This window comes from Streptomyces sp. NPDC127092 (assembly GCF_042722475.1).
GTDB lineage: Bacteria > Actinomycetota > Actinomycetes > Streptomycetales > Streptomycetaceae > Streptomyces.
In genome coordinates this window covers 54897-77084 of the sequence record NZ_JBHXFE010000027.1, presented here as the reverse complement: position 1 = coordinate 77084, position 22188 = coordinate 54897, and the positions used below count along the sequence as shown (strand labels likewise).

General features: G+C 73.8%; 16 protein-coding genes. 10 read left to right on the top strand and 6 right to left on the bottom strand.

The features are described 5' to 3' along the window. Window positions 1–35: 35 nt before the first annotated feature. Window positions 36–647: a TetR/AcrR family transcriptional regulator gene (locus ACFWJO_RS22540; protein WP_386867701.1), complete on the top strand. Its 612-nt coding sequence runs from the start codon at window positions 36–38 to the stop codon at window positions 645–647. 84 nt (window positions 648–731) lie between these two features. Further along, complete coding sequence (locus ACFWJO_RS22535) at window positions 732–1514, top strand: phosphatase (RefSeq protein ID WP_386867699.1); 783 nt, start codon at window positions 732–734, stop codon at window positions 1512–1514. A gap of 38 nt (window positions 1515–1552) precedes the next feature. Here the strand turns inward: ACFWJO_RS22535 and ACFWJO_RS22530 are convergent, their stop codons facing one another. Beyond that, window positions 1553–2473 carry a cation diffusion facilitator family transporter gene (locus tag ACFWJO_RS22530; RefSeq protein ID WP_386867697.1) on the bottom strand — a complete coding sequence of 307 codons (921 nt, stop codon included), beginning with the start codon at window positions 2471–2473 and terminating at the stop codon, window positions 1553–1555. 70 nt (window positions 2474–2543) lie between these two features. Here ACFWJO_RS22530 and ACFWJO_RS22525 point away from each other — a divergent pair, with 70 nt between their 5' ends. Beyond that, window positions 2544–5243 (top strand): SpoIIE family protein phosphatase, encoded by a 2700-nt coding sequence (locus ACFWJO_RS22525; protein ID WP_386867695.1) that lies wholly within the window; start codon window positions 2544–2546, stop codon window positions 5241–5243. 54 nt (window positions 5244–5297) lie between these two features. On the opposite strand, the gene ACFWJO_RS22520 is transcribed toward ACFWJO_RS22525, so the two are convergent. The 3 genes from ACFWJO_RS22520 to ACFWJO_RS22510 form a co-directional block, all read right to left on the bottom strand. Beyond that, the gene (locus ACFWJO_RS22520) at window positions 5298–6170 is read right to left on the bottom strand and encodes an acyl-CoA thioesterase (protein WP_386867693.1); all 873 of its coding nucleotides are present in this window, start codon (window positions 6168–6170) and stop codon (window positions 5298–5300) included. Further along, on the bottom strand, window positions 6171–7328 hold the full coding sequence (locus ACFWJO_RS22515) for an acyl-CoA dehydrogenase family protein (protein WP_386867691.1): 1158 nt from the start codon (window positions 7326–7328) through the stop codon (window positions 6171–6173). Window positions 7329–7433: 105 nt separating this feature from the next. Further along, complete coding sequence (locus tag ACFWJO_RS22510) at window positions 7434–8660, bottom strand: helix-turn-helix domain-containing protein (RefSeq protein WP_386867689.1); 1227 nt, start codon at window positions 8658–8660, stop codon at window positions 7434–7436. 162 nt (window positions 8661–8822) lie between these two features. Here ACFWJO_RS22510 and ACFWJO_RS22505 point away from each other — a divergent pair, with 162 nt between their 5' ends. Continuing rightward, window positions 8823–9428 (top strand): hypothetical protein, encoded by a 606-nt coding sequence (locus ACFWJO_RS22505; protein WP_384409240.1) that lies wholly within the window; start codon window positions 8823–8825, stop codon window positions 9426–9428. Between the two features lie 7 nt (window positions 9429–9435). Here the strand turns inward: ACFWJO_RS22505 and ACFWJO_RS22500 are convergent, their stop codons facing one another. Beyond that, window positions 9436–10935 (bottom strand): PucR family transcriptional regulator ligand-binding domain-containing protein, encoded by a 1500-nt coding sequence (locus ACFWJO_RS22500; protein ID WP_386867687.1) that lies wholly within the window; start codon window positions 10933–10935, stop codon window positions 9436–9438. Window positions 10936–11064: 129 nt separating this feature from the next. Here ACFWJO_RS22500 and speB point away from each other — a divergent pair, with 129 nt between their 5' ends. From speB to ACFWJO_RS22470, 6 genes are all read left to right on the top strand, one after another. After that, window positions 11065–12042: an agmatinase gene (speB, locus tag ACFWJO_RS22495; RefSeq protein ID WP_384409244.1), complete on the top strand. Its 978-nt coding sequence runs from the start codon at window positions 11065–11067 to the stop codon at window positions 12040–12042. A 124-nt stretch (window positions 12043–12166) separates the two neighbouring features. Continuing rightward, window positions 12167–13849, top strand: coding sequence for a thiamine pyrophosphate-binding protein (locus ACFWJO_RS22490; protein WP_386867684.1), 1683 nt, complete (start codon window positions 12167–12169; stop codon window positions 13847–13849). Between the two features lie 158 nt (window positions 13850–14007). Then, complete coding sequence (locus tag ACFWJO_RS22485) at window positions 14008–17784, top strand: ABC transporter ATP-binding protein (protein ID WP_386867682.1); 3777 nt, start codon at window positions 14008–14010, stop codon at window positions 17782–17784. Window positions 17785–17856: 72 nt separating this feature from the next. Continuing rightward, a complete protein-coding gene (locus tag ACFWJO_RS22480) occupies window positions 17857–18216 on the top strand; it encodes a hypothetical protein (protein WP_386867681.1) in 360 nt (119 codons plus the stop codon). 83 nt (window positions 18217–18299) lie between these two features. Further along, window positions 18300–18686, top strand: a complete 387-nt coding sequence (locus ACFWJO_RS22475; protein ID WP_386867679.1) for a hypothetical protein — start codon at window positions 18300–18302, stop codon at window positions 18684–18686. Window positions 18687–18773: 87 nt separating this feature from the next. Next, a complete protein-coding gene (locus tag ACFWJO_RS22470; RefSeq protein ID WP_386867677.1) occupies window positions 18774–20219 on the top strand; it encodes an aminopeptidase in 1446 nt (481 codons plus the stop codon). Window positions 20220–20303: 84 nt separating this feature from the next. Here ACFWJO_RS22470 and ACFWJO_RS22465 read toward each other — a convergent pair whose 3' ends face one another. Then, window positions 20304–22034 (bottom strand): glycoside hydrolase family 3 protein, encoded by a 1731-nt coding sequence (locus ACFWJO_RS22465; protein WP_386867758.1) that lies wholly within the window; start codon window positions 22032–22034, stop codon window positions 20304–20306. Between the last annotated feature and the right edge of the window lie 154 nt (window positions 22035–22188).

Sequence of the window (22188 nt, the reverse complement as noted above, 5' to 3'; positions counted from 1 at the left end):
AACGACCGCTAACGGGGTTGTCTAGAATCGAATCCATGACCACGACGCCGACCCCGACACCGGCCCCGAACGGCCGGACCGACGCCCTGACGCGACGCGAGCAGATCCTCAAGGAGGCCGCCCGCCTCTTCGCCGAGCGCGGCTTCCACGGGGTGGGCGTGGACGAGATCGGAGCCGCGGTCGGCATCAGCGGGCCCGGGCTCTACCGCCACTTCCCCGGCAAGGACGCGATGCTCGCGGAGCTGCTCGTGGGCATCAGCGAGCGGCTGCTCGACGGCGGGCGGTTGCGGGTCACCGAGTCCGACGACACCCCCCGGGCCGTGCTCGGCTCCCTCATCGACGGCCACATCGACTTCGCCCTCGACGACCGGCCGCTCATCACCCTCCACGACCGCGAGCTCGACCGGCTCAAGGACGAGGACCGCAAGCGGGTCCGCCAGCTCCAGCGGCAGTACGTCGAACTGTGGGTCGCCGTCGTGCGCGAGCTGTACCCGGACGCGGCCGAGTCCGAGGCCCGCGCCGCCGTCCACGCCGTCTTCGGCCTGCTGAACTCCACGCCCCACCTGGGCACTCCGCTGGGCCGCACGGAGCTGGAGACCCTGCTGCGCGGCCTCGCCCGGGGCGCCTTCGGGGCCCTCGGGGCCTGACACCCGCGGCCGCGGGCGCCGCCCGGGGACCTTCGCCCGCCGATCCGCGGCCTTCCGGGGCCGCGGACCGGCAGAATGGGGCGCATGCCGATACTCAGCCGCGCCGACCTCGTCGAGCACCTCGTCCGGACCCGTATCGCCGGAGACGTCGCCACCCCGCGTGACAACAACCTCAGCCACTACCGCAAGCTCGCCAACGGCGACCGGCACTACTGGTTCGGCCTCGAGTTCGGCGACCGGTGGACCGACGAGCAGGACGTGCTCGCCGTCATGGCCGAGCGGTGCGGCGTCGTCGACGACCCGGCGCACCGGACCGGCCAGGACACCATCGACCCCGAGCTGACCGTCGCCGCGCTCGACCGGATGGCCGCCCGCCTCGCGAAGGCCGCCGCCGCGAAGGAGCGCGTGCTGTTCGCGACCGGGCACCCGGGCTCCCTGATCGACGCCCACGGCCGGGTCGCCGCCGCCCTGCGGGCGCGGGGCTGCGACATCGTCCGCATCCCCGGCGGACTGACCGCCGACGAGGGCTACGTGGTGCAGTTCGCCGACGTCGCCGTCTTCGAGCGGGGCGCCTCGCTCTGGCACACCCACTCCCCGGAGCCCATGAACGCGGTCCTCGACGGCCTGGCCGCCCTGGGCGAGCCCGCGCCGGACCTCGTCGTCGCCGACCACGGGTGGGCGGGGCGCGCGGCGCAGCGCGGCGTGGACGCCGTCGGGTACGCGGACTGCAACGACCCGGCCCTGTTCCTGGCGGAGGCGGAGGGCACCATGCAGGTCACCGTCCCGCTGGACGACCACGTGGTGGACCCGCGGTACTACGAGCCGCTGACCGCCTACGTCCTGGACGCGGCGGGACTGCTGGACTGAGGGCCGGCCCTCACGGCCGGTGCGGGGGTCCGTCGGCGTCACCCGTGGCCCGGTGTCGGGTCCAGGTAGACCCGGCGGACGGCGGGGAAGCGGTCGCGGAGCCGTGACTCCGCCTGCTCGCAGGCGAGTTCGACCTGCTCGGCCGAGGCCATGTCCCGGAAGTCGATCTTCGCGGCGACCAGCACCTCGTCGGGCCCCTGGATCAGCGTCGTCAGGTCCAGGACGCCGACCACGTGGTCCACGGCCAGGAGTTCGTCGCGCACCGCCTCCCGCATCGGGCGGGGGAGCGGGCGGCCGATCAGGAGCTCCGCGTTGGAGCGGCCGAGGACCCAGGCCACGTAGGCGAGCAGCAGGCCGATGAGGATCGAGGCGACGCCGTCCCAGACGCCCGAACCGGTGATCTCGACGCCGAGCAGGCCGCCGGCCGCCAGCATCAGGCCGGCGAGGGCGGCCGAGTCCTCCAGGACGACCGCCTTGACGGTGGTGTCCGGGGTGAGGCGCAGATAGCGGCCGAAGGGCGCCTTCGCCCGGGCCGCCTCCGCCGTGACCTGCCGGATCGCGGTGCGCAGGCTGAGGCCCTCGAGGACGAAGGCGATGCCGAGGACGACGTACGAGACGAGGGGGTCGCCCGGCTCCTCGCCGTGCGTGAGGGTGTGGACGCCGTCGTAGACCGAGAAGACCGCGCCGCCCACGAAGGTGGCGACCGCGGCCAGCAGGGCCCACACGTAGCGCTCGCCCGCGTACCCGACGGGGTGGTCCTCGTCGGCCGGCTTCCCGCTGCGCCGGAGGGCCGTGAGCAGCATGACCTCGGTGACGGTGTCGGCGAGCGAGTGGGCCGCCTCGGACAGCATCGCGCTCGATCCGGAGATCACGCCGGCGACGGCCTTGGCGGCGGCGATGCCCAGGTTGGCCGTGGCCGCCACGATCACCGTGAAGAGACTCTCACCCTGTTCCGCCATACATCGGACGGTATGTCTGATTATCGGGGCGAGAGGAGAACGACACCCGCCCCGGTGCTAGAAAAGAGGCATGGCTGGAATCGCCGGCCACCTGCGCTCGATGCTGGGCGCACGCACCGTCGCCCGTCAGGTCTTCCTCCTGCAGGTGGCGATCGTGGTGCTCCTCGTCGTCGCGGCCATGGTGGCGCTCGTCCTGCAGTCCCGCAGCGACAGCGAGCGGGAGGCACGAAGCCGCTCCCTCGCCGTGGCGCAGACCTTCGCCGCCGCGCCCGGCCTCAAGGCGGCCCTGGCCTCCCCCGACCCCTCCGCGGTGCTGCAGCCCATGGCCGAACGGGCCAGGACGGGAGCCGGGGTGTCGTTCGTCGTCGTGATGACGACCGACGGCGTGCGCTACACCCATCCCGACCCGGCCCAGATCGGACGGCACTACATCGGCACGATCGCCCCCGCCGTCGCGGGCGGCGTCGTCAGGGAGACCGTCACCGGAACCCTCGGCCCGTCCATCCGGGCCGTCGTGCCCGTCGTCGAGGACGACGGCGACGTGGTCGCCCTGGTGGCCGCAGGCGTCACGCTCGACGAGGTGAGCGGCGTCGCCGACGCCCAGCTGCCGCTGCTGTTCGGCACCGCGGCCGGCGCCCTCGCGCTCACCGCCGGCGGGACCGCCCTGGTCAGCCGGCGGCTGCTGCGCCAGACCCACGGACTGGGGCCCGCCGAGATCACCCGCATGTACGAGCACCACGACGCGGTGCTGCACGCCGTACGGGAAGGCGTGCTCATCCTCGACGGCGAACGCCGCCTCGTGCTCTCCAACGACGAGGCCCGCAGACTGCTCGGCCTCACCGCCGACGCCCAGGGGCGCCGGGCGACGGACCTCGGGATCGACCCGGACATGGCACGGCTCCTCGACTCGGGCCGGCCGGCCGCCGACGAGGTCCACGTGGCCGGCGACCGCCTGCTCGCCGTCAACCAGCGCCCCACCGACCAGGACGGCGGCCCCTCCGGCACCGTCGTCACCCTGCGGGACACCACCGAACTGCGGGCGCTCGCCGGCCACGCGGTCGTCGCCCGGGAGCGGCTGCGCCTGCTGTACGACGCCGGGCTGCGGATCGGCACCACGCTCGACGTGGGGCGGACCGCCGGGGAACTGGCGGACTTCGCGGTCCCCCGGTTCGCCGACTTCGTCACCGTCGACCTCGCCGATCCGGTCGTGCGCGGGGAAGAGCCCGCGGGCCCGGGCGCGGACATGCGCCGGGTGGCGTTCCGCGGCATCCGCGACGACAGCCCCCTCTACCCGGCCGGCAGCCTCATCGGCTTCGTGTCGTCCACCCCGCAGGCAGCGGCCTTCCGCACCGGAGAGGTCGTCATGGAGGCGGACATGGCCGCGCTCTCCGGGTGGCAGCGGCAGGACCCGGACAACGCCCGGCGGCTGCTCTCGTACGGGATCCACTCCATGATCGCGGCCCCGCTGCGGGCCAGGGGAGTCGTCCTGGGCGTGGCCACCTTCTGGCGCTCCGACAAGCCCGAGCCCTTCGAACAGGACGACCGGTCACTGGCCGAGGAGCTGGTCGCCCGCGCCGCGGTCAGCGTCGACAACGCCCGCCGCTACACGCGCGAACACACCATGGCGGTCACCCTGCAGCGCAGCCTGCTCCCGCGGGCCCTGCCCGAGCAGACCGCCGTGGACGTCGCCCACCGCTACCTGCCGGCGCACCCCGGGGCGGGCGGCGTGGGCGGGGTCGGCGGCGACTGGTTCGACGTCATCCCGTTGCCGGGCGCCCGGGTGGCGCTCGTGGTGGGCGACGTCGTCGGGCACGGGCTGCACGCCGCCGCCACCATGGGGCGGCTGCGGACCGCCGTCCACAACTTCTCCAACCTGGACCTGCCCCCGGACGAGCTGCTGTGGCACCTGGACGAGCTGGTCACCCGGATCGACCAGGACGAGGCGGCGGGAGGCGACGGCGACGCGGTGGTGCCGGTCACCGGCGCCACGTGTCTGTACGCGGTCTACGACCCGATGTCCCGCATGTGCACCCTGGCCCGGGCCGGGCACCTCGGCCCCGTCCTCGTGCGGCCCGACGGCGCCGCCGAGTTCCCCGACGTCCCCGGCGGACCGCCGCTCGGCCTGGGCGGCCTGCCGTTCGAGACGGCCGAGCTGCGACTCGACGAGGGCAGCACCCTCGTGCTCTACACCGACGGGCTCGTCGAGGCCCGTGGCCGCGACATCGACGAGGGCCTCGACCTGCTGCGCCGCGCGGTCGCCCACGCCGGGCGCTCGCCGGAGGAGACCTGCCGCGCCGTCCTGGAGTCCGTGCTGCCCCGTCCCCCCGGCGACGACGTCGCCGTGCTCGTCGCCCGGACCCGCGTGCTGGACGCCGGCCGCACCGTCACGTGGGAGGTGCGCTCCCATCCTTCCGCCGTGGCCCCGGTGCGGGCCGCGGCCACCCGGACGCTGGAGGACTGGGGCCTGCCGGAGGAGGCGTTCACCACCGAGCTGATCCTGAGCGAACTGGTCACGAACGCCATCCGCTACGGCGTCGACCCGGTCCGCGTACGGCTGATCCGCGACCGCGCGCTGATCTGCGAGGTCTCCGACGGCAGCAGCACCGCCCCGCACCTGCGCCGGGCCGCGCTCTCGGACGAGGGAGGCCGCGGTCTGTTCCTGGTGGCCCAGGTCGCCGAGCGCTGGGGAACCCGCTACACGCCCGACGGCAAGGTCATCTGGGCGGAACAGCCGCTGCCAGGACCGGTTCCCGGCAGCGACCGGCGATGAGCCGCCGGCCCCGGACCGGCCACCGGCCGCCGGCGCCCGCCCGTCGGGTCATCCTCATCCGCGCGGGACGCGGACGACACCCTCCTGGATGACGGAGATCGCGAGCCGGCCGTCCTGCGTGTAGATCCGGGCCTGGCCGAGACCGCGCCCGCCGGACGCGGTCGGCGACTCCTGGTCGTACAGCAGCCACTCGTCCGCCCGGAAGGGCCGGTGGAACCACATGGCGTGGTCGAGGGACGCCCCGACGACGTCGCCGACGGCCCAGCCGCCGCGCCCGTGGGCGAGGAGGATCGAGTCGAGCAGCGTCATGTCGGAGACGTAGGTGGCCAGGACGACGTGCAGCAGCGGGTCGTCGGCCAGCTTGCCGTTGGTGCGGAACCAGACCTGGGAGCGCGGCTCACGGGGCCGTCCGACGGATCCCCACGGCGGGACGTCGGCGTACCGCAGGTCCACCGCCGCCCGGGCCTCGATCAGCCGGTCCGCGACCTCGCGCGGGAGGTGACGGGGCAGCATCTCGGCCGGGGCCGGCAGCGACTCCGGGTCCGGTGCGGCCGGCATGTCGTACTGGTGGTCCAGGCCCTCCTCGTACGTCTGGAAGGACGCCGAGAGGTGGAAGACCGGCTGGCCGTGCTGGACCGCGACCACGCGCCGGGTGGTGAAGGAGCGGCCGTCGCGGATGCGGTCCACGTTGTAGACGATCGGCGCGCCCGGGTCCCCCGCGCGCAGGAAGTACGCGTGCAGGGAGTGGGCGAGACGGTCCTCGGGGACGGTCCGGCCCGCAGCCACCAGCGCCTGGGCGGCCACCTGGCCGCCGAAGACGCGGGGGACGAGCGCGGAGCGGGACTCGCCCCGGAAGATGTCCTGCTCGATCCGCTCCAGGTCGAGCAGATCGAGCAGGTCATCCAATGCGGTGTGCGGGTCGGGCACTTAGAGACCCATCGACTTGGCGATGATCGACTTCATGATCTCGCTGGTGCCGCCGTAGATGCGGTTGACGCGGTTGTCCGCGTACAGGCGGGCGATCGGGTACTCGTTCATGTAGCCGTAGCCGCCGTGCAGCTGGAGGCAGCGGTCGATCACGCGGTGCGCGACCTCGGTGCAGAAGAGCTTGGCGGAGGCGGCCTCGGCCGGGGTCAGCTCGCCCGCGTCCAGGGCCTCGAGGGCGCGGTCGGCGACGGCCTCGGCGGCGTCGACCTCGGCCTGGCAGGCGGCCAGCTCGAACTTGGTGTTCTGGAAGTGCGCGACCGGCTTGCCGAAGACCGTGCGGTCCGTGACGTACTGCTGCGCGAACCGGACGGCGGCCTTGGCCTGCGCGTACGCGCCGAAGGCGATGCCCCAGCGCTCGGAGGCCAGGTTGTGGCCGAGGTAGGAGAAGCCCTTGCCCTCCTCGCCCAGCAGGTCCTCGGCCGGCACCTTGACGTCGACGAAGGCGAGTTCGGCGGTGTCGGAGGTGCGCAGGCCCAGCTTGTCCAGCTTGCGGCCGATGGAGTAGCCCTCGGACTTGGTGTCCACGGCGAAGAGGGAGATGCCGAAGCGGCGGTCCTCGGCCGACGGGGCGGAGGTGCGGGCGCAGACGATCACGCGGTCGGCGTGGACGCCGCCGGTGATGAAGGTCTTGGCGCCGTTGAGGACGTAGTGGGTGCCGTCCTCGGAGAGCTTGGCGGTGGTCTTCATGCCCGCGACGTCGGAGCCGGTGCCCGGCTCGGTCATCGCCAGGGCCCACATCTCCTCGCCGGAGACGAACTTCGGGAGGTAACGCTTCTTCTGCTCGTCGGTGGCGAGCATCTTGATGTACGGCAGGGCGAGCAGGACGTGCACGCCGGAGCCGCCGAACTGCACGCCGGCGCGGGCGGTCTCCTCGTAGAGGACGGCCTCGAACTTGTGGGTGTCCAGGCCGGCGCCGCCGAACTCCTCGGGCACGTTGATGCCGAAGATGCCCAGCTCGCCGAGCTTGTAGTAGAAGTCGCGCGGCGCCTGACCGGCGGCGAACCACTCGTCGTAGACGGGGACGACCTCGGCCTCGATGAAGGCCCGGATGGTCTCCCGGAACGCCTCGTGGTCCTCGTTGAATACGGTACGGCGCACGAGCCGCCTCCTTCGGGTCCTGTCCTGGTCTCCGGCCGCCGCCTGGCGCTCTGACGCTTGTCTAAGCGCTTGCTCAGCCTGTCTCCCTCCGAAGTTACCCATGGGTCAACCGCTCTGTCCAGACTCGGAGACTGTGATCCAGCGCCCCCCGGAGGCGTCGTAGGAGAGGGTGTCGCCGGTGGTCCCGCTGGTACGGAAGGGCCGGCCGTCCTCGTCGGTGATCCGCACGGTCCCCGAGCGCCCCTCGGAGCTCCACTCCAGCTCCAGGTACCAGCGGCAGTCGCAGCCCGCCGTCCGCGCGGAGACCAGCAGCTCCTCGGGCTCGGCGGCGGTGACCGCGTACGGGAAGGAGACCGCCGGCAGCGTCCGGCCCTCCCCGGAGGCGTCGTACCCGTCCAGCGACCGGGCCACCGGACGCGGCCGGTCCAGATCCACCGTGAAACGGCGCGGCGTCACCGCCCCGCCGCAGCCTTCCTCCATCCGGTACGCCGCCCACGGCAGCGCCGCCCTCCGCTCCACCACGCGCACGTGCAGCCCCTGGAGCACCACCGCCGCCGCACCCTTCCCCTGCACCGACACCCGCAGGAGCGTCTCCTCACCGTGCACGGCACCCCGCGCCACCGCCCACCGCCGCGCGTCGGCCGGCTCCGGCGGCGGACCGGGCGGCCGCTCCACGAGGTACGTGTGCGCGCACCCGGCCTCCCAGACGTGCGAGGCGACGGTCCAGGTCAGCGGCGGAGGCGGGACCGGAGGAACCGCCGGCGCCTCCCGGTCCCGGGGCTTCCCGGTGAGGAGTACGGCTCCGAGCGTCACCGCCCCGACGACCGCCAGCGCCCCGACCAGGCCCACCCGCCACCACCGGCGGCGCCCCGTCGCGGACGGCCGGCGCCGCGGGGCATCCCCGGCCCCGGCCGCCGTCGCCTCAGGCCCGTCCTCCGGATCTCGCACCGGGGCGGGCACCGGGGCCGGCACCGGCACGCGCGCGCGTGCGGGCTCGGACACGGGACCGGACCCGGAACCGGAACCGGCCACGGGCTCCCGCTCCGGTGCGGGCGCGGGCTCCGGCTCGGGAGCCGGGGGGCGCCGGGCGCGGTCCGCGAGGACCCAGGCCTCCTCCAGGGTCCGCCGCTGCTCCGCGTCCGCGCCGCACAGCACCGCCAGGCGGTCGACGACGGCGAAGTCCTCCGGGACGGTCGCGGCGGAGCAGTAGCGGTGCAGGGTGGAGGCGCTGACGTTCAGGCGGCGGCCGAGCGCCTCGTAACTCCGCCCGTCCCGCGCCTTCAGCCCGCGCACGAGCCGCGCGAACTCCTCGACGGCGGCGTCCTTCGGCATTCCATCCCCCTCGACCCTGCGTCTCACCCTTCACGTTCTTGCACGTCAGCGGGGGTGGAATGGTTCCGGGACGGATGGTCGGCGCGTCACCGTTGCGAGCGGCGGATGCCGGCCCGACGCTGGTGGAGCACCGACCGAACCAACCCACGGGGGATCCACCACATGAACACGTTCCGTACCGCACTGGCCACCGCCGCCGCTGCCGCCCTGGGCCTCGCGGCCCTCGCGACGGCCCCGGCGCAGGCCGCCGCCCAGCCTGCCTTCCTGGCCGCCTCCCAGATGCCGCCGTCGTCGACGCCGTGGACGGCGACCCAGATCTTCCCCGGCGTCCCCGAGAACGGCGGCGTCCTCTGCGCCTCGTACAAGATCCCGGCGCAGAACACCCGCTACCGCGAGTTCAGCACCGAGCTCGACACCAACGGCGTCCAGGTCACCACCGTCGCCCGCACCGAGGCCGACGCCGTGAAGCTGGTCGACACCCTCCGCAAGTCCCTGGCCGGCTGCGGCCCGCTGCTGGAGAAGCAGAACCCGGGCCTGAAGGCGGTCAGCGCCTACCACGGCAAGCTCGCCGTCGAGGAGGGCGCCTGGGTCTACAGCCTGGACACCGCCGACCCGCAGGTCGGCAACACCGACATCCACCTCTTCTCGGTCGGCCGCGACGGCCGCACCGTCACCCTCGTCCGCTGGGGCCAGATGGGCGACCTGAAGGACGCTCCGCTGACCGCCTTCCGCACGACGACGAAGACGGCCGTCAACAAGCTGTACTGACCGGTGGTCAGGCGGAGCTGAGCGCGAACCACAGCTCCATCCGTACGTCCGGGTCGTCCAGGTCCCGGTCGAGGAGCGTCGCGGCGCGGGCGATGCGCTGGCGGACGGTGTTGCGGTGGATGTCCATCGCCACCGCCGTCCGGTCCCAGCTGCCGTGCAGCGAGAGCCAGGTGCGCAGGGTGTCGGCCAGCGCGGGGGAGAGCGGGGCGAGGAGCGTGCGGGCGTAGGCCGCGGCCTCGTCCGGGTCGACGAGGCCCGCGAAACCGGCGGCCCGGTGCCGTACGAGCGGCGTCCGGGTCGCCTCGGCCCGGCGCAGGGCCCGGGCGGCCTCGGCGTCGGCGGCGGCGAGCCCGTCGGCCTCGGCGGGCGCGCTCACGCCGAGGGTCCAGCCGGGCTGGGCGGTGACGGCGGAGGAGGCGGGCAGCAGGAGGCGCACGGGCCGGGGGCGGCCGACGGCGGCCGTACCGGCCCCGGGCTGTGCCGGAGCCCCTTCCGCCCCACCGGCCCGGCCCGGATCCAGCAACGGCGTCCCCAGCCCCGCCGCCAGTGCCGCCGCCGCGAACGGCGTCCCGTCGCCGCCGGACGCGTGGACCACCGTCCAGGGCCCCGGGCCCAGCAACTGAACGGCCTCCGCGGGGGAGGCGCCGAGCAGGAGCCGGACCAGGGCCGTGTCGCGGGCCGTGACGTCGGCGGCGCGGTGCGGGGCCGTGAGGAGGGACAGGAGGACGACCGCGACGCCCGCGATGGTGTGGTCGCTCGGCGCGCGCCGCTCCGCGGCCACGCCCAGGGTCAGCCCTTCGCCGCCGCCCAGCGCGTACGCGGCGAGCCGGAGCCCGCCGCCCTCGCCGCTCGCGGAGGCCGGTCCGCCGGGCCGCGGGCCGAGCACCGCCGCCAGGCCGGCGAGCGCCCGCCCCGCCTCCGGCGGGATCGCGCGGCCGGCCGCCGCCGATTCCGTACCGTCCGGGCCGAACAGCACGGCCCGTCCGCCGAGCCGGGAGGCGAGCGCGCCCAGCACCGCTGGCACCGGCGCCGGGCGGGCGGCGGCCGTCGCCAGGGACTGCTGGGCCTCGCTCACCCGGCGCAGCTCGTGCAGCCGGGCCTCCGCCATCAGCCGCCACAGCGCCCGGGCCACCGCCGTGAACGGCGTCTGCGGCGGCACCTCGATCAGCGGCAGCCCGCGCGCGGCGCAGGCCTCCACCAGCGCGGGCGGCACCGTGTCGTACACCGGCGTGACGCCGAAGCCGAGCGCCGCCGCGCCCGCCTCCACCACCCGCTCGACGTACCGCGCAGGGTCGGTGAGCTGGACGCCGGCCGTCATCAGGAGCTCGCCGCCGAGGAGGTACGGATAGGGGTCGGCCATCTCCGAGGTGTGGACCCAGTGCAGCGACACTTCGGGCGAACCGGCGCGCAGCCGCAGCCCGAGCTCCTCGCGGGCGAGCAGCGAGGCCAGCGGGACCGGCGGCGCGGGGGGAGTGGCGCCGGGCTCCGGCGGGGTCATGGCGCTCATGGCAGAAACGACTGTGGACCCTTCGTCTATCGGCCGCCCGTACAGTGGAGGAAACGTACACTTCAATGTCGCTTTCGGGCCACTTACCGTCGAGCCGGACCCCACCGACACCCCCAGGAGGACCCGAGCATGAGCAGCAGCGACCAGAACGCGTTCCGCGGCCCGATCGACTCGTCCCGCATCCCGCGGTACGCCGGTCCCGCGACGTTCGCCCGGCTGCCGCGACTCGACGAGGTCGGCACCGCCGACGTCGCCGTGGTCGGCGTCCCCTTCGACAGCGGCGTCTCCTACCGCCCGGGCGCCCGCTTCGGCGGCAACGCCATCCGTGAGGCCTCCCGCCTGCTCCGCCCGTACAACCCGGCGCAGGACGCCTCGCCGTTCGCGCTCGCCCAGGTCGCGGACGCCGGTGACATCGCGGCGAATCCGTTCAACATCAACGAGGCCGTCGAGACGGTCGAGGCGGCCGCGGACGAGATCCTGGGCACCGGCGCCCGCATGATGACCCTGGGCGGCGACCACACCATCGCGCTGCCGCTGCTCCGCTCGGTCGCGAAGAAGCACGGCCCGGTGGCCCTGCTGCACTTCGACGCCCACCTGGACACCTGGGACACGTACTTCGGCGCGGAGTACACCCACGGCACGCCGTTCCGCCGTGCCGTCGAGGAGGGCATCCTCGACACCGAGGCCCTGTCCCACGTCGGTACGCGCGGTCCGCTGTACGGCAAGCAGGACCTGACCGACGACGAGAAGATGGGCTTCGGCATCGTCACCTCGGCGGACATCTACCGCCGCGGCGCCGACGAGGTCGCCGACCAGCTGCGCCAGCGCATCGGCGACCGCCCGCTGTACATCTCCATCGACATCGACTGCCTCGACCCGGCCCACGCGCCCGGCACCGGCACCCCCGAGGCGGGCGGCATGACCTCCCGCGAGCTCCTGGAGATCCTCCGCGGCCTGTCCTCCTGCAACCTGGTCTCCGCCGACGTCGTCGAGGTCGCCCCGGCCTACGACCATGCCGAGATCACGGCCGTCGCCGCCTCGCACACGGCGTACGAGCTGACGACGATCATGTCCCGCCAGATCGCGGCGAGCCGCGCGGCCGAGTAGGACCTCGGCGGTGGGAGGGGTCCGCGGCCGTTCGGGCCCGGACCCCGCCCCACCCCCGGTCACCCGCCGCGACACCGCACAGGGCACGCTTGCACGTACGCCACACGCCGCCCCGAGGGACCCCATGACCCACGACCACGACCTCGTCCTGCGCCCCACCGCCGCGCAGACCGCCGCCGCCCTCGCCCCGCCCCCGGGGCGCATCGGCGGCGACCTCGTCGTCGAGACGCTCGCCGGCCTCGGGGCGACCACCGTCTTCGGCCTGCCCGGCCAGCACGCCCTCGGGATGTTCGACGCCCTGCGCCGCTCGTCCCTCCGCTACGTCGGCCTCCGCGTCGAGAACAACGCCGGCTTCGCCGCCGACGCGTACGGCCGGATCACCGGCGAGGCGGCCCCGCTGCTGCTCTCCGCCGGCCCCGGCGCGCTGATGTCGCTCGCCGCGCTCCAGGAGGCGGCGGCCGCGTCCGCGCCGGTCCTCGCGATCGGCGCCCAGGTCCCGACGGCCGGGCTCGGCGGCGGCCGGCACGGCTACCTCCACGAGCTGCGCGACCAGCAGGCGTCCTTCCGGGACGTCGTGAAGTCCGTCCACACGGTCCGCACCCAGTCGCAGATCCCGTCCGCGATCGCCGCCGCCTGGAAGTCGGCGCTCACCGCCCCGCACGGCCCGGTGTGGGTCGAGATCCCGCAGGACGTGCTGCTCGCCGAGACGGCGCTGCCGGTGGTCACCGCCGTGGACGCGACGCCCGACGAGCCCGCGCCGCGACCCGAGCTGACCGCGGTGGCCGCGCACCTGCTGGCGAACGCGGAGCGCCCGGCGATCATCGCGGGCGGCGGGGTCGTCCGCTCCGACGCCTCCGGCAAGCTCCTGGCGCTCGCGGAGCGAATCAGCGCGCCGGTCGTCACCACCTTCGGCGGCAAGGGCGCCTTCCCGTGGCGGCACCCGCTGTCGCTCCAGTCCTGGCTCGAGGACCGGCACACCACCGACTTCCTGGAGGACGCCGACGTCCTCCTCGTGGTCGGCTCCGGCCTCGGCGAGCTGTCCTCGAACTACCACACCTTCGCCCCGCGCGGCCGGGTCGTCCAGATCGAGGCCGACGCCGGGAAACTGGAGTCGAACCACCCGGCCCTCGGCATCCACGCGGACGCGCGCCTGGCCCTCCAGGCCCTTCTGGAGACGGTCGAGGTACGGGAGGACGCGAGCGCCCCGCAGCGGGTCGCGGCGGTGCTCGCCAAGGTCGCGGACCGCCTCGCCGCCCAGGACCTGGACCTGGAGCAGCGGGTCGTGGCGGCCGTCCGCAAGGCCCTGCCCGCCACGGCGCCCAGCTTCTGGGACATGACGATCCTGGCGTACTGGGCCTGGTCCGCCTTCGACGCCCGCCGCCCGAACACCATGCACTCCGCCCAGGGCGCCGGAGGCCTCGGCTACGCCTTCCCGGCCGCCCTCGGCGCCGCCGCCGCCGACCCGACGACGCCGGTCCTCGCGGTCTCCGGCGACGGCGGCGCGATGTACTCGATCGCGGAGCTGGCGACGGCGAAGCAGTACGGCTTCGACGTCACCTGGCTGATCGTCGACGACGGCGGCTACGGCATCCTGCGCGAGTACATGACGGACTCCTTCGGCGAGGCCACGGCCACCGAGCTCACCCGCCCCGACTTCGTCGCCCTGGCGGAGTCCTTCGGCGTCCCGGCGACCCTCACCACCCCGGACACCCTCGCCAAGGACCTCGCCGAGGCCCTGAAGACCCCGGGCCCCTCGGTGGTCGTCCTCCCGGCCCTCCTCCGCATGTTCGAGCCGACGCACCTCTGAATCCCGTCCCTGACCGGTCTTAGGACCGCGGGCCCGGACCGCCGGGACCTCCGGCCGGCCGAGGTCGGTCATTGGCCCCGGAATTGTTGCGGCGGGATGAAATCGCACGTCGGCCGTGTTGGGGCTTGCGGTAGAGCAGGACGGACGGGAGGCGCCACGTGGCGGCGGTGGGGCAGGAACAGCAGGCGGGGGAGCGCGGGCCGGGCTGGGCGCGCAGACTGTGGTCGTACGCGTGGCGGCACAGGACCGACGTGGTGCTCGCGCTCGGGTCCTCCCTCGCCGGCATGGCCGTGCTCGCGCTCGTCCCGCTCATCACCAAGGTCATCATCGACGACGTCATCGGCGCGAAGGGCGAAGGCACCGGGTCCCTCGGGCTGTGGACGGGACTGCTCCTCGCCTCCGCCGTCGTCGTCTACGTCCTCACCTACGTCCGCCGCTACTACGGCGGACGCCTCGCCCTCGACGTCCAGCACGACCTGCGCACCGAGATGTTCGGGACCATCACCCGGCTCGACGGGCGGCGCCAGGACGAGCTGTCCACCGGGCAGGTCGTCGGGCGCGCCACCAGCGACCTCCAGCTGATCCAGGGCCTGCTCTTCATGCTCCCGATGACCATCGGGAACGTGCTGCTGTTCCTCATCTCGCTCGGCGTGATGGCCTCGCTCTCCCTCCCGCTCACCCTCGTCGCCCTCGCCGTCGCCCCCGCCCTGTGGTGGATCGCCCGCCGCAGCCGCACCCGCCTCCACCCCGCGACCTGGTACGCGCAGCAGCAGGCCGCCGCCGTCGCCGGCGTCGTCGACGGGGCCGTGACCGGCGTGCGGGTCGTGAAGGGCTTCGGCCAGGAGGACCAGGAGACCGGCAAGATCCGCGAGGCCGGGCGGAAGCTGTTCGCGGGCCGGCTGCGCACCATCCGGCTCAACGCGAAGTACACGCCCGCCCTGCAGGCCGTGCCCGCGCTCGGCCAGGTCGCCGTGCTCGCGCTCGGCGGCTGGCTCGCCTACCGCCAGCAGATCACCCTCGGCACCTTCGTCGCCTTCTCCTCCTACCTCGCCTCCCTCGTCGGCCCGGTCCGCATGCTCGCCATGGTCCTCACCGTCGGCCAGCAGGCCCGGGCCGGCGTCGAGCGGGTCCTGGAGCTGATCGACACCGAGCCCAGCCTGCGGGACGGCACCAAGGAGCTCCCCGCGGACGCGCCCGCGACCGTCGAGTTCGACGACGTGTCCTTCGCGTACGAGAGCGCCGACGGGAAGAGCAGCCCCGTCCTGGAGGGCTTCTCGCTGGAGATCCGGCCCGGCGAGACCGTCGCCGTCGTCGGCGCCTCCGGCTCCGGCAAGTCCACCGTCTCGCTCCTGCTGCCCCGCTTCTACGACGTGACCCGCGGCGCCGTCCTCGTCGGCGGCCACGACGTCCGCGAGCTCACCCTCGACTCGCTGCGCGCGGCCGTCGGCCTGGTCCCCGAGGACAGCTTCCTGTTCTCCGAGACCGTCCGCGCCAACATCGCGTACGGCGTCCCCGACGCCACCCAGGAGCAGATCGAGACCGCCGCGCGCGCCGCGCAGGCCGACCGTTTCATCGCCGAGCTCCCCGACGGCTACGACACCAAGGTCGGCGAGCACGGCCTGACCCTCTCCGGCGGCCAGCGCCAGCGCATCGCGCTGGCCCGCGCGATCCTCACCGACCCGCGGCTCCTCGTCCTCGACGACGCCACCTCCGCCGTCGACGCCAAGGTGGAGCACGAGATCCACGAGGCCCTGAAGTCGGTGATGGCGGGCCGCACCACCCTGCTCATCGCGCACCGCCGCTCCACCCTCGGCCTCGCCGACCGCATCGCCGTCCTCGACGGCGGCCGGCTCGCCGCCATCGGCACCCACGAGGAGCTGGAGCGCGGCTCCGCGCTCTACCGGCGCCTCCTCACCGACCCCGACGAGCTGGGCGCCGTCTCGCCCGGGCACGCGCTGCCGGCCGAGCTGCCCGAGGACCGCACGCTGCGGGCCGAGCTGGACGCCGAGTTCGACGCCGAGCGCGGCATCACGCCCGCCCTGTGGGTGCGCGAGGAGAGCGACGACCGCGAGACCGCGGCGCCCGGCGCCACGCCCGAGCTGCTCGCCGCCGTCGAGGCCCTGCCGCCCGCGACCGACGTCCCGGACGTCGACGAGACGCGGGCCGTGTCTCCCGAGGACTCCTACGGGCTGCGCCGCCTCCTGCGGGGCTTCGGCCTTCCGCTGCTGATCAGCCTCGGCCTGGTCGCCCTCGACGCGGGCGCCGGACTGCTGCTGCCGGTCCTCATCCGGCACGGCATCGACGAGGGCGTCAACCGGCTGGCGATCGGCGCCGTGTGGGCCGCGTCCGCGCTCGCCCTGGTGACGGTGCTCGTGCAGTGGGTCGCGCAGACCGCCGAGACCCGGATGACGGGCCGGACCGGCGAGCGGATCCTCTACGCGCTGCGCCTGAAGATCTTCGCCCAGCTCCAGCGGCTCGGCCTGGACTACTACGAGCGCGAGCTCACCGGCCGGATCATGACCCGGATGACCACCGACGTCGACGCCCTGTCGACCTTCCTCCAGACCGGTCTGGTCACGGCCTTCGTCTCCGTCGTCACCTTCTTCGGCATCATGGTCGCGCTGCTCGTGCTCGACCTGCAGCTCGCCCTCGTGGTCTTCGCGACCCTGCCGGTCCTGGCCGTCGCCACGTACTTCTTCCGCCGCGCCAGCGTGAAGGCGTACGAGCTGGCCCGCGAGCGGATCAGCGTGGTCAACGCGGAGCTCCAGGAGTCCGTCGCCGGCCTGCGGATCGTGCAGGCCTTCCGGCGCGAGGGCGCCGGCGCCGAGCGGTTCACGGCCCGCAGCGAGGCGTACCGCGGTGCCCGCGTCCACGGCCAGTGGCTGATATCCGTCTACTTCCCGTTCGTCACGCTGCTGTCCTCGGTGGCCGCCGCGGCCGTCCTGGTCGTCGGCGCGAACCGGATCGAGGCGGGCACGCTCACCACCGGCGCCCTGGTCGCCTACCTCCTCTACATCGACCTGTTCTTCGCGCCCGTGCAGCAGCTGTCGCAGGTCTTCGACGGCTACCAGCAGGCGGCCGTGTCCCTGAAGCGGATGCAGGAGCTGCTCCAGGAGCCCACCTCCACCGCCGCCGCCGACGCCCCGCGAGAGGTGCCGTCGCTGCGCGGCGAGATCGCCTTCGAGAACGTCTCCTTCGGCTACGGGGCCGCCGACGAGGGCGAGGAGGCCCTCACCGGCATCGACCTGCGGATCCCGGCCGGCCAGACCGTCGCCTTCGTCGGCGAGACCGGCGCGGGCAAGTCGACGCTGGTCAAGCTGGTCGCCCGGTTCTACGACCCGACGGCGGGCCGGGTCACCGCCGACGGCACCGACCTGCGCGAGCTCGACCTCACCGCGTACCGCCACCGGCTGGGCGTGGTGCCGCAGGAGGCGTACCTCTTCGAGGGGACGGTCCGCGACGCCATCGCGTACGGCCGGCCGGACGCCACCGACGCCGAGGTGGAGGCCGCGGCCCGCGCGGTCGGCGCCCACGACATGATCGCCACCCTCGACGGCGGCTACCTCCACGAGGTCGCCGAGCGCGGCCGGAACCTGTCGGCGGGTCAGCGCCAGCTGATCGCCCTGGCCCGCGCCGAGCTGGTCGACCCGGACGTGCTGCTCCTCGACGAGGCCACCGCCGCCCTCGACCTGGCCACCGAGGCCCAGGTCAACGCGGCCACCGACCGCCTCGCCGGCCGCCGCACGACGCTGGTCGTCGCCCACCGCCTCACCACGGCCGCGCGCGCGGACCGGGTGGTCGTCATGGACCACGGCCGGGTCGCCGAGGACGGCACCCACGACGAACTGCTCGCCCGCGACGGGCGGTACGCCGCCCTGTGGCGCACCTTCATCGGCGAGCACGCCGAGGAGGAGCGCGCGCCGGAGGCGGTCTGAGCCCGGGCCCCCTGCCCGTCTGAGTACGACGACGCATTCCGGCCCGCCGGCGGGCCGGGTTGAATCGGCGTCATGAACGACTTCCGCCCCGTGCCCGCACCGCCCGCCCCGAAGACGGAGGCCGGGCGGCTGCGCGGCCGTGCCCTGTGGACCGGTCTCGCCCTGGCCCCGGCGACCGTTCTCGTGGTGGTCCTCATGCTCGCCACCGAGAGCGGGACGGCCTGCGTCATGCTGGGCACCTGCGGCGAGGTCCCCGGCCCGCTGTACCTCGTCACCCTCGCCGTGGCGGCGGTCGCGTGGATCTGGGCCTTGGCCACCCCCGACACCCGTCCGCCGGCCCCGCCCGCGTCCCACCGCAAGGCCGCCTACTGGACCCTGCTCGGCGCCGAGGCGAACTTCCTCCTGCTCGTGATGGCGCACTTCGCCGGTTAGAGGGCAACCGAATCGGGCCCGGGCGCGTCGTATGCGTGTACGGCAGGAGCAGGGGAGGGGTGCGTGTGTTCGGTGGGGTTGTGGTGAGGGCGGTTCGCCGGCTCTCCGCGTACGCGCTCACCCTGGTCGTCGCCGCCGGTCTGCTCGTCCTGGCCGGGCCCGCGGCCGGCAGCGCGGACGCGGCGTCCGTCTGCCACGGCCGGCCCACCCGCACCATCGGCTTCGCCACCGGGGAACTGCGGCTCTACCGGACCCGGCAGTACGTGTGCGCGCTCGCCGTGACCAGGCGGCCCGGGCCGCGGCAGGCCATGTCGGTCTCGCTGCAGCCGCGCGGCGGCCGGGCCACCGTCAACGCCGGCCGCTTCACCCGCCAGGCCGGACCGGTCACCGTGCACGCCCTGAACCGCTGCGTCCGGGCGTCCGCCACCGTCTCCGGCCGGGGCACGTCCACCGGCTGGATCCTGTGCTGAGGTATAGGTAAGGCTCAACCGGGTCTGGCGGCCCGCACGTTGCCCCCGCTAGGTTCGCGACACCGTTGTGAACCAAGGGGAGGGTGAATGCGCAAGTCGCTCAGATGGCTGCTGTCGCTGTCGGTGCTCATAGGCACCGTCGGCTCCACCGGCGTGGCTACCGCCGCGGAACCGGATTCGGGCAGCACGTCCGTCGCCGACTCGCAGAGTGCGGACATCAAGGACCGCATCCTGGCGATACCGGGGATGAGCCTCATCGAGGAGAAGCCGTACGCCGGCTACCGCTACTTCGTCCTCAACTACGAGCAGCCGGTCGACCACCGCCGCCCGTGGGCCGGCACGTTCAAGCAGCGGATATCCGTCCTCCACAAGGACACCGACCGCCCCACCGTCTTCCGCACCAGCGGCTATTCGCTGAGCACCACGCCTAGCCGCAGTGAGCCGACCCGGATCGTCGACGGCAACCAGGTCTCCATGGAGTACCGCTTCTTCACGCCGTCCCGGCCGCAGCCCGCCGACTGGTCGAAGCTCGACATCTGGCAGGCCGCCAGCGACCAGCACCGCATCTTCACCGCGCTGAAGAAGATCTACGGCAAGAACTGGCTGTCCACCGGCGCCTCCAAGGGCGGCATGACCGCCACCTACTACGAGCGCTTCTACCCGCGCGACATGGACGGCGTCGTGGCGTACGTGGCGCCCAACGACGTGGTCGAGAAGGAGGACTCGGCCTACGACCGGTTCTTCGCGACCGTCGGCACCGAGGACTGCCGCAACCGGCTGAACGCCATGCAGCGCGAGGCGCTGGTGCGCCGCGAGCCGCTGGAGAAGAAGCTGGCCGCCTGGGCGGAGTCCGAGGGCGCCACCTTCAACACCCTCGGCTCGCTCGACAAGGCGTACGAGGCCGTCGTCCTCGACTTCGTGTGGGGCTTCTGGCAGTACTACGGCCAGGACGTCTGCGACCAGATCCCGGACGCGGCGACCGCGAGCGACGACACCGTCTACGAGACCATCGACGCCTACTCCGGCTGGTCCGCGTACACCGACCAGGGCCTGGAGGGGTACACCCCGTACTACTACCAGGCGGCCACCGAGCTCGGCTCGCCGACCATCACGCAGCCGCACCTCGCGGGCCTCAGCCGCTACGGCTACCAGCCCGCCCGCAACTTCGTGCCGAGCGAGATCCCGACGCGCTTCAAGCCGTGGGTGATGCGGGACGTCGACAGCTGGGTCCGCCACAACGCGAACCACATGCTGTTCGTCTACGGCGGCAACGACCCGTGGGGCTCGGAGAAGTTCCGCCTCGGCAAGGGCGCCCGTGACAGCTATGTCTACGTCGCGCCGGGCGCCAACCACGGCGCCAACGTGGCCGGTCTGGTCGAGGCCGAGAAGGCTAACGCCACGGCCCGGATCCTCGCCTGGGCCGGCGTCGAGGCGCCCGCCGTCCAGGCCGCGCAGCCGCTGGCCCGCTTCGACGCGCGGCTCGACAGGCCGGTCGACGAGGACGCCACCCGGGAGCACGGCCTGCGCCCGTGAGCCCGGTGAGCCCCGTGCGCGGATGACGCGCCGGCCCCCGTCCGTGCGGTCACGGACGGGGGCCGGCCCGTCTGCGGGTGCGTCTCAGCGGTACGACAGGCCGTGGCCCACCGGGTAGAGCACCTTCGCCGGGTCGTCCGCGCTCTGTATCGGTACGGGCAGCCTGCCGCACGGCTCGGCCCGGCCCGCGAGCACCCTGACGGCGGCGCGCAGTTCGACGTCCGTCCACGAGTAGCTCGCGAGCGTGGCCCGCTGGCCGCTGATCCTGGCGACGTCGTACGGGTTGCGGATGGCGATCGTCACGACGGGCACGCCGGTCGCGACGAGCCGGGCGACGAGGGTGCGCTGCGGGCTCGTGGCCGAGACGTTGTACGTGCCGACGACCACCAGGTCCTGTCCCGCCGCGGCGGCCACCGCCTCGTCGATCTTCGCGGCGGTCGGCGTGATGCCGGTCGACAACGCCGTGGCGGAGAAGCCGAGTTCGGTGAGGGCGCCGGCCAGGGTGGTGGTCGGCGGGCCGGTGGTGCCGGACGGCGAGGCCGGATCGGCGCCGACGACGAGCACCTTGGGGTGACTGCGCCGGCTGACCGGCAGGAAGCCGCCCTCGTTGACGAGCAGCGTGGTGGTCCGCTCGGCGATCCGGTCGGCGTGGGCGAGATGGGCCGCGGTCCCCACCGTGCGGTCCACGTCGGCCTCGCTGACGTACGGGTCCTTGAACAGGCCCAGCTTCGCCTTGAGCCGCAGGATCCGCAGGATCGATTCGTCGAGCCGGGCCTCGGTCAGCTCGCCGTCCCTGACGGCCTGCAGGACCGCGTTCCAGGCCACGGCGAGGTTCGGCGGGTTGAGCAGCTGGTCCACGCCCGCCTTGAGCGCGAGGACCGGGACGCGCCCGTCGCCGTACTTCGTCCGGACGCCCTCCATGCCGAGCGAGTCGGTGACGACGACACCGTCGTAGCCGAGCTGTTCGCGCAGGATGCCGGTGAGGATCGGCCGGGACAGGGTCGCCGGGTCCCCGCTCGGGTCGAGCGCGGGTACGACGATGTGCGCGGTCATGATCGAGTCGATGCCCGCGGCGATCGCCGAGCGGAACGGCGGCGCGTCGAGCTCGGCCCACTGCTCGCGGGTGTGGGTGATGACCGGCAGGCCGTAGTGGCTGTCCACGGCCGTGTCGCCGTGCCCGGGGAAGTGCTTGGAGGTGGCCGCGACCCCGGCCCGCTGGTAGCCCTTGACCTGGGCGGCGACCAGACCGGCCACGGCCTGCGGGTCGGAGCCGAAGGAACGGACGCCGATGACCGGGTTGGCCGGGTTGACGTTGACGTCGGCGACCGGCGCGTAGTTCTGCCGGATGCCGACGGCGGCCAGCTCCGCGCCCGCGATCTGCGCCGCCTTGCGCGCGTCCGCGTGTGCCCCGCCGGCGCCGAGCGCCATCGCGCCGGGCAGCAGTGTGGCGGGCTCGCCGACCCGGCAGACGATGCCGTGCTCCTGGTCGGTGGAGATCAGCAGCGGGACGGGGGTGGCCTGGGCGAGCCCGGCCCGCTGGATGCCGTTGGACAGGTCCGCGATCTGGTGCGGATCGCGGGTGTTGTGTGCCCAGGCGAAGTAGATGATGCCGCCGACGTGGTAACGCTCGATCAGCTCGGCGGCGGTGCGGACGCCGATCTCCTTGAGGTTGGCGTCGACGTCGGCCTGGTCGGGGGCCGTGGCGGAGTGGCCGTAGACCCGCATGACGAACAGCTGGCCGACCTTCTCCTCCAGTGACATGCGGGAGAGGAGGGCGCGCAGCTTGTCGTCCTGGCTGTCGTCGGCCGCGTACACGGGCGTGGTCGTTCCGGTGACGGCGGCCGCGGCGGCCGCCGCCGTGACCGTGAGGACGGTGCGTCTGGAGGGGGACGGGGCGCGGTGGTGCACTGGTGCTCCTTCCGTGAAGGAAACTTCCAAGGTGCCACGGATAGCCGGAAAGTAACTGCCA

Coding starts and splice junctions, on each gene's coding strand:
- ACFWJO_RS22540 (WP_386867701.1), top strand. CDS start 36: ATGACCACGACGCCGACCCCGACACCGGCCCCGAACGGCCGGACCGAC.
- ACFWJO_RS22480 (WP_386867681.1), top strand. CDS start 17,857: ATGAACGACTTCCGCCCCGTGCCCGCACCGCCCGCCCCGAAGACGGAG.
- speB (WP_384409244.1), top strand. CDS start 11,065: ATGAGCAGCAGCGACCAGAACGCGTTCCGCGGCCCGATCGACTCGTCC.
- ACFWJO_RS22500 (WP_386867687.1), bottom strand. CDS start 10,935: ATGAGCGCCATGACCCCGCCGGAGCCCGGCGCCACTCCCCCCGCGCCG.
- ACFWJO_RS22505 (WP_384409240.1), top strand. CDS start 8,823: ATGAACACGTTCCGTACCGCACTGGCCACCGCCGCCGCTGCCGCCCTG.
- ACFWJO_RS22490 (WP_386867684.1), top strand. CDS start 12,167: ATGACCCACGACCACGACCTCGTCCTGCGCCCCACCGCCGCGCAGACC.
- ACFWJO_RS22470 (WP_386867677.1), top strand. CDS start 18,774: ATGCGCAAGTCGCTCAGATGGCTGCTGTCGCTGTCGGTGCTCATAGGC.
- ACFWJO_RS22535 (WP_386867699.1), top strand. CDS start 732: ATGCCGATACTCAGCCGCGCCGACCTCGTCGAGCACCTCGTCCGGACC.
- ACFWJO_RS22525 (WP_386867695.1), top strand. CDS start 2,544: ATGGCTGGAATCGCCGGCCACCTGCGCTCGATGCTGGGCGCACGCACC.
- ACFWJO_RS22530 (WP_386867697.1), bottom strand. CDS start 2,473: ATGGCGGAACAGGGTGAGAGTCTCTTCACGGTGATCGTGGCGGCCACG.
- ACFWJO_RS22510 (WP_386867689.1), bottom strand. CDS start 8,660: ATGCCGAAGGACGCCGCCGTCGAGGAGTTCGCGCGGCTCGTGCGCGGG.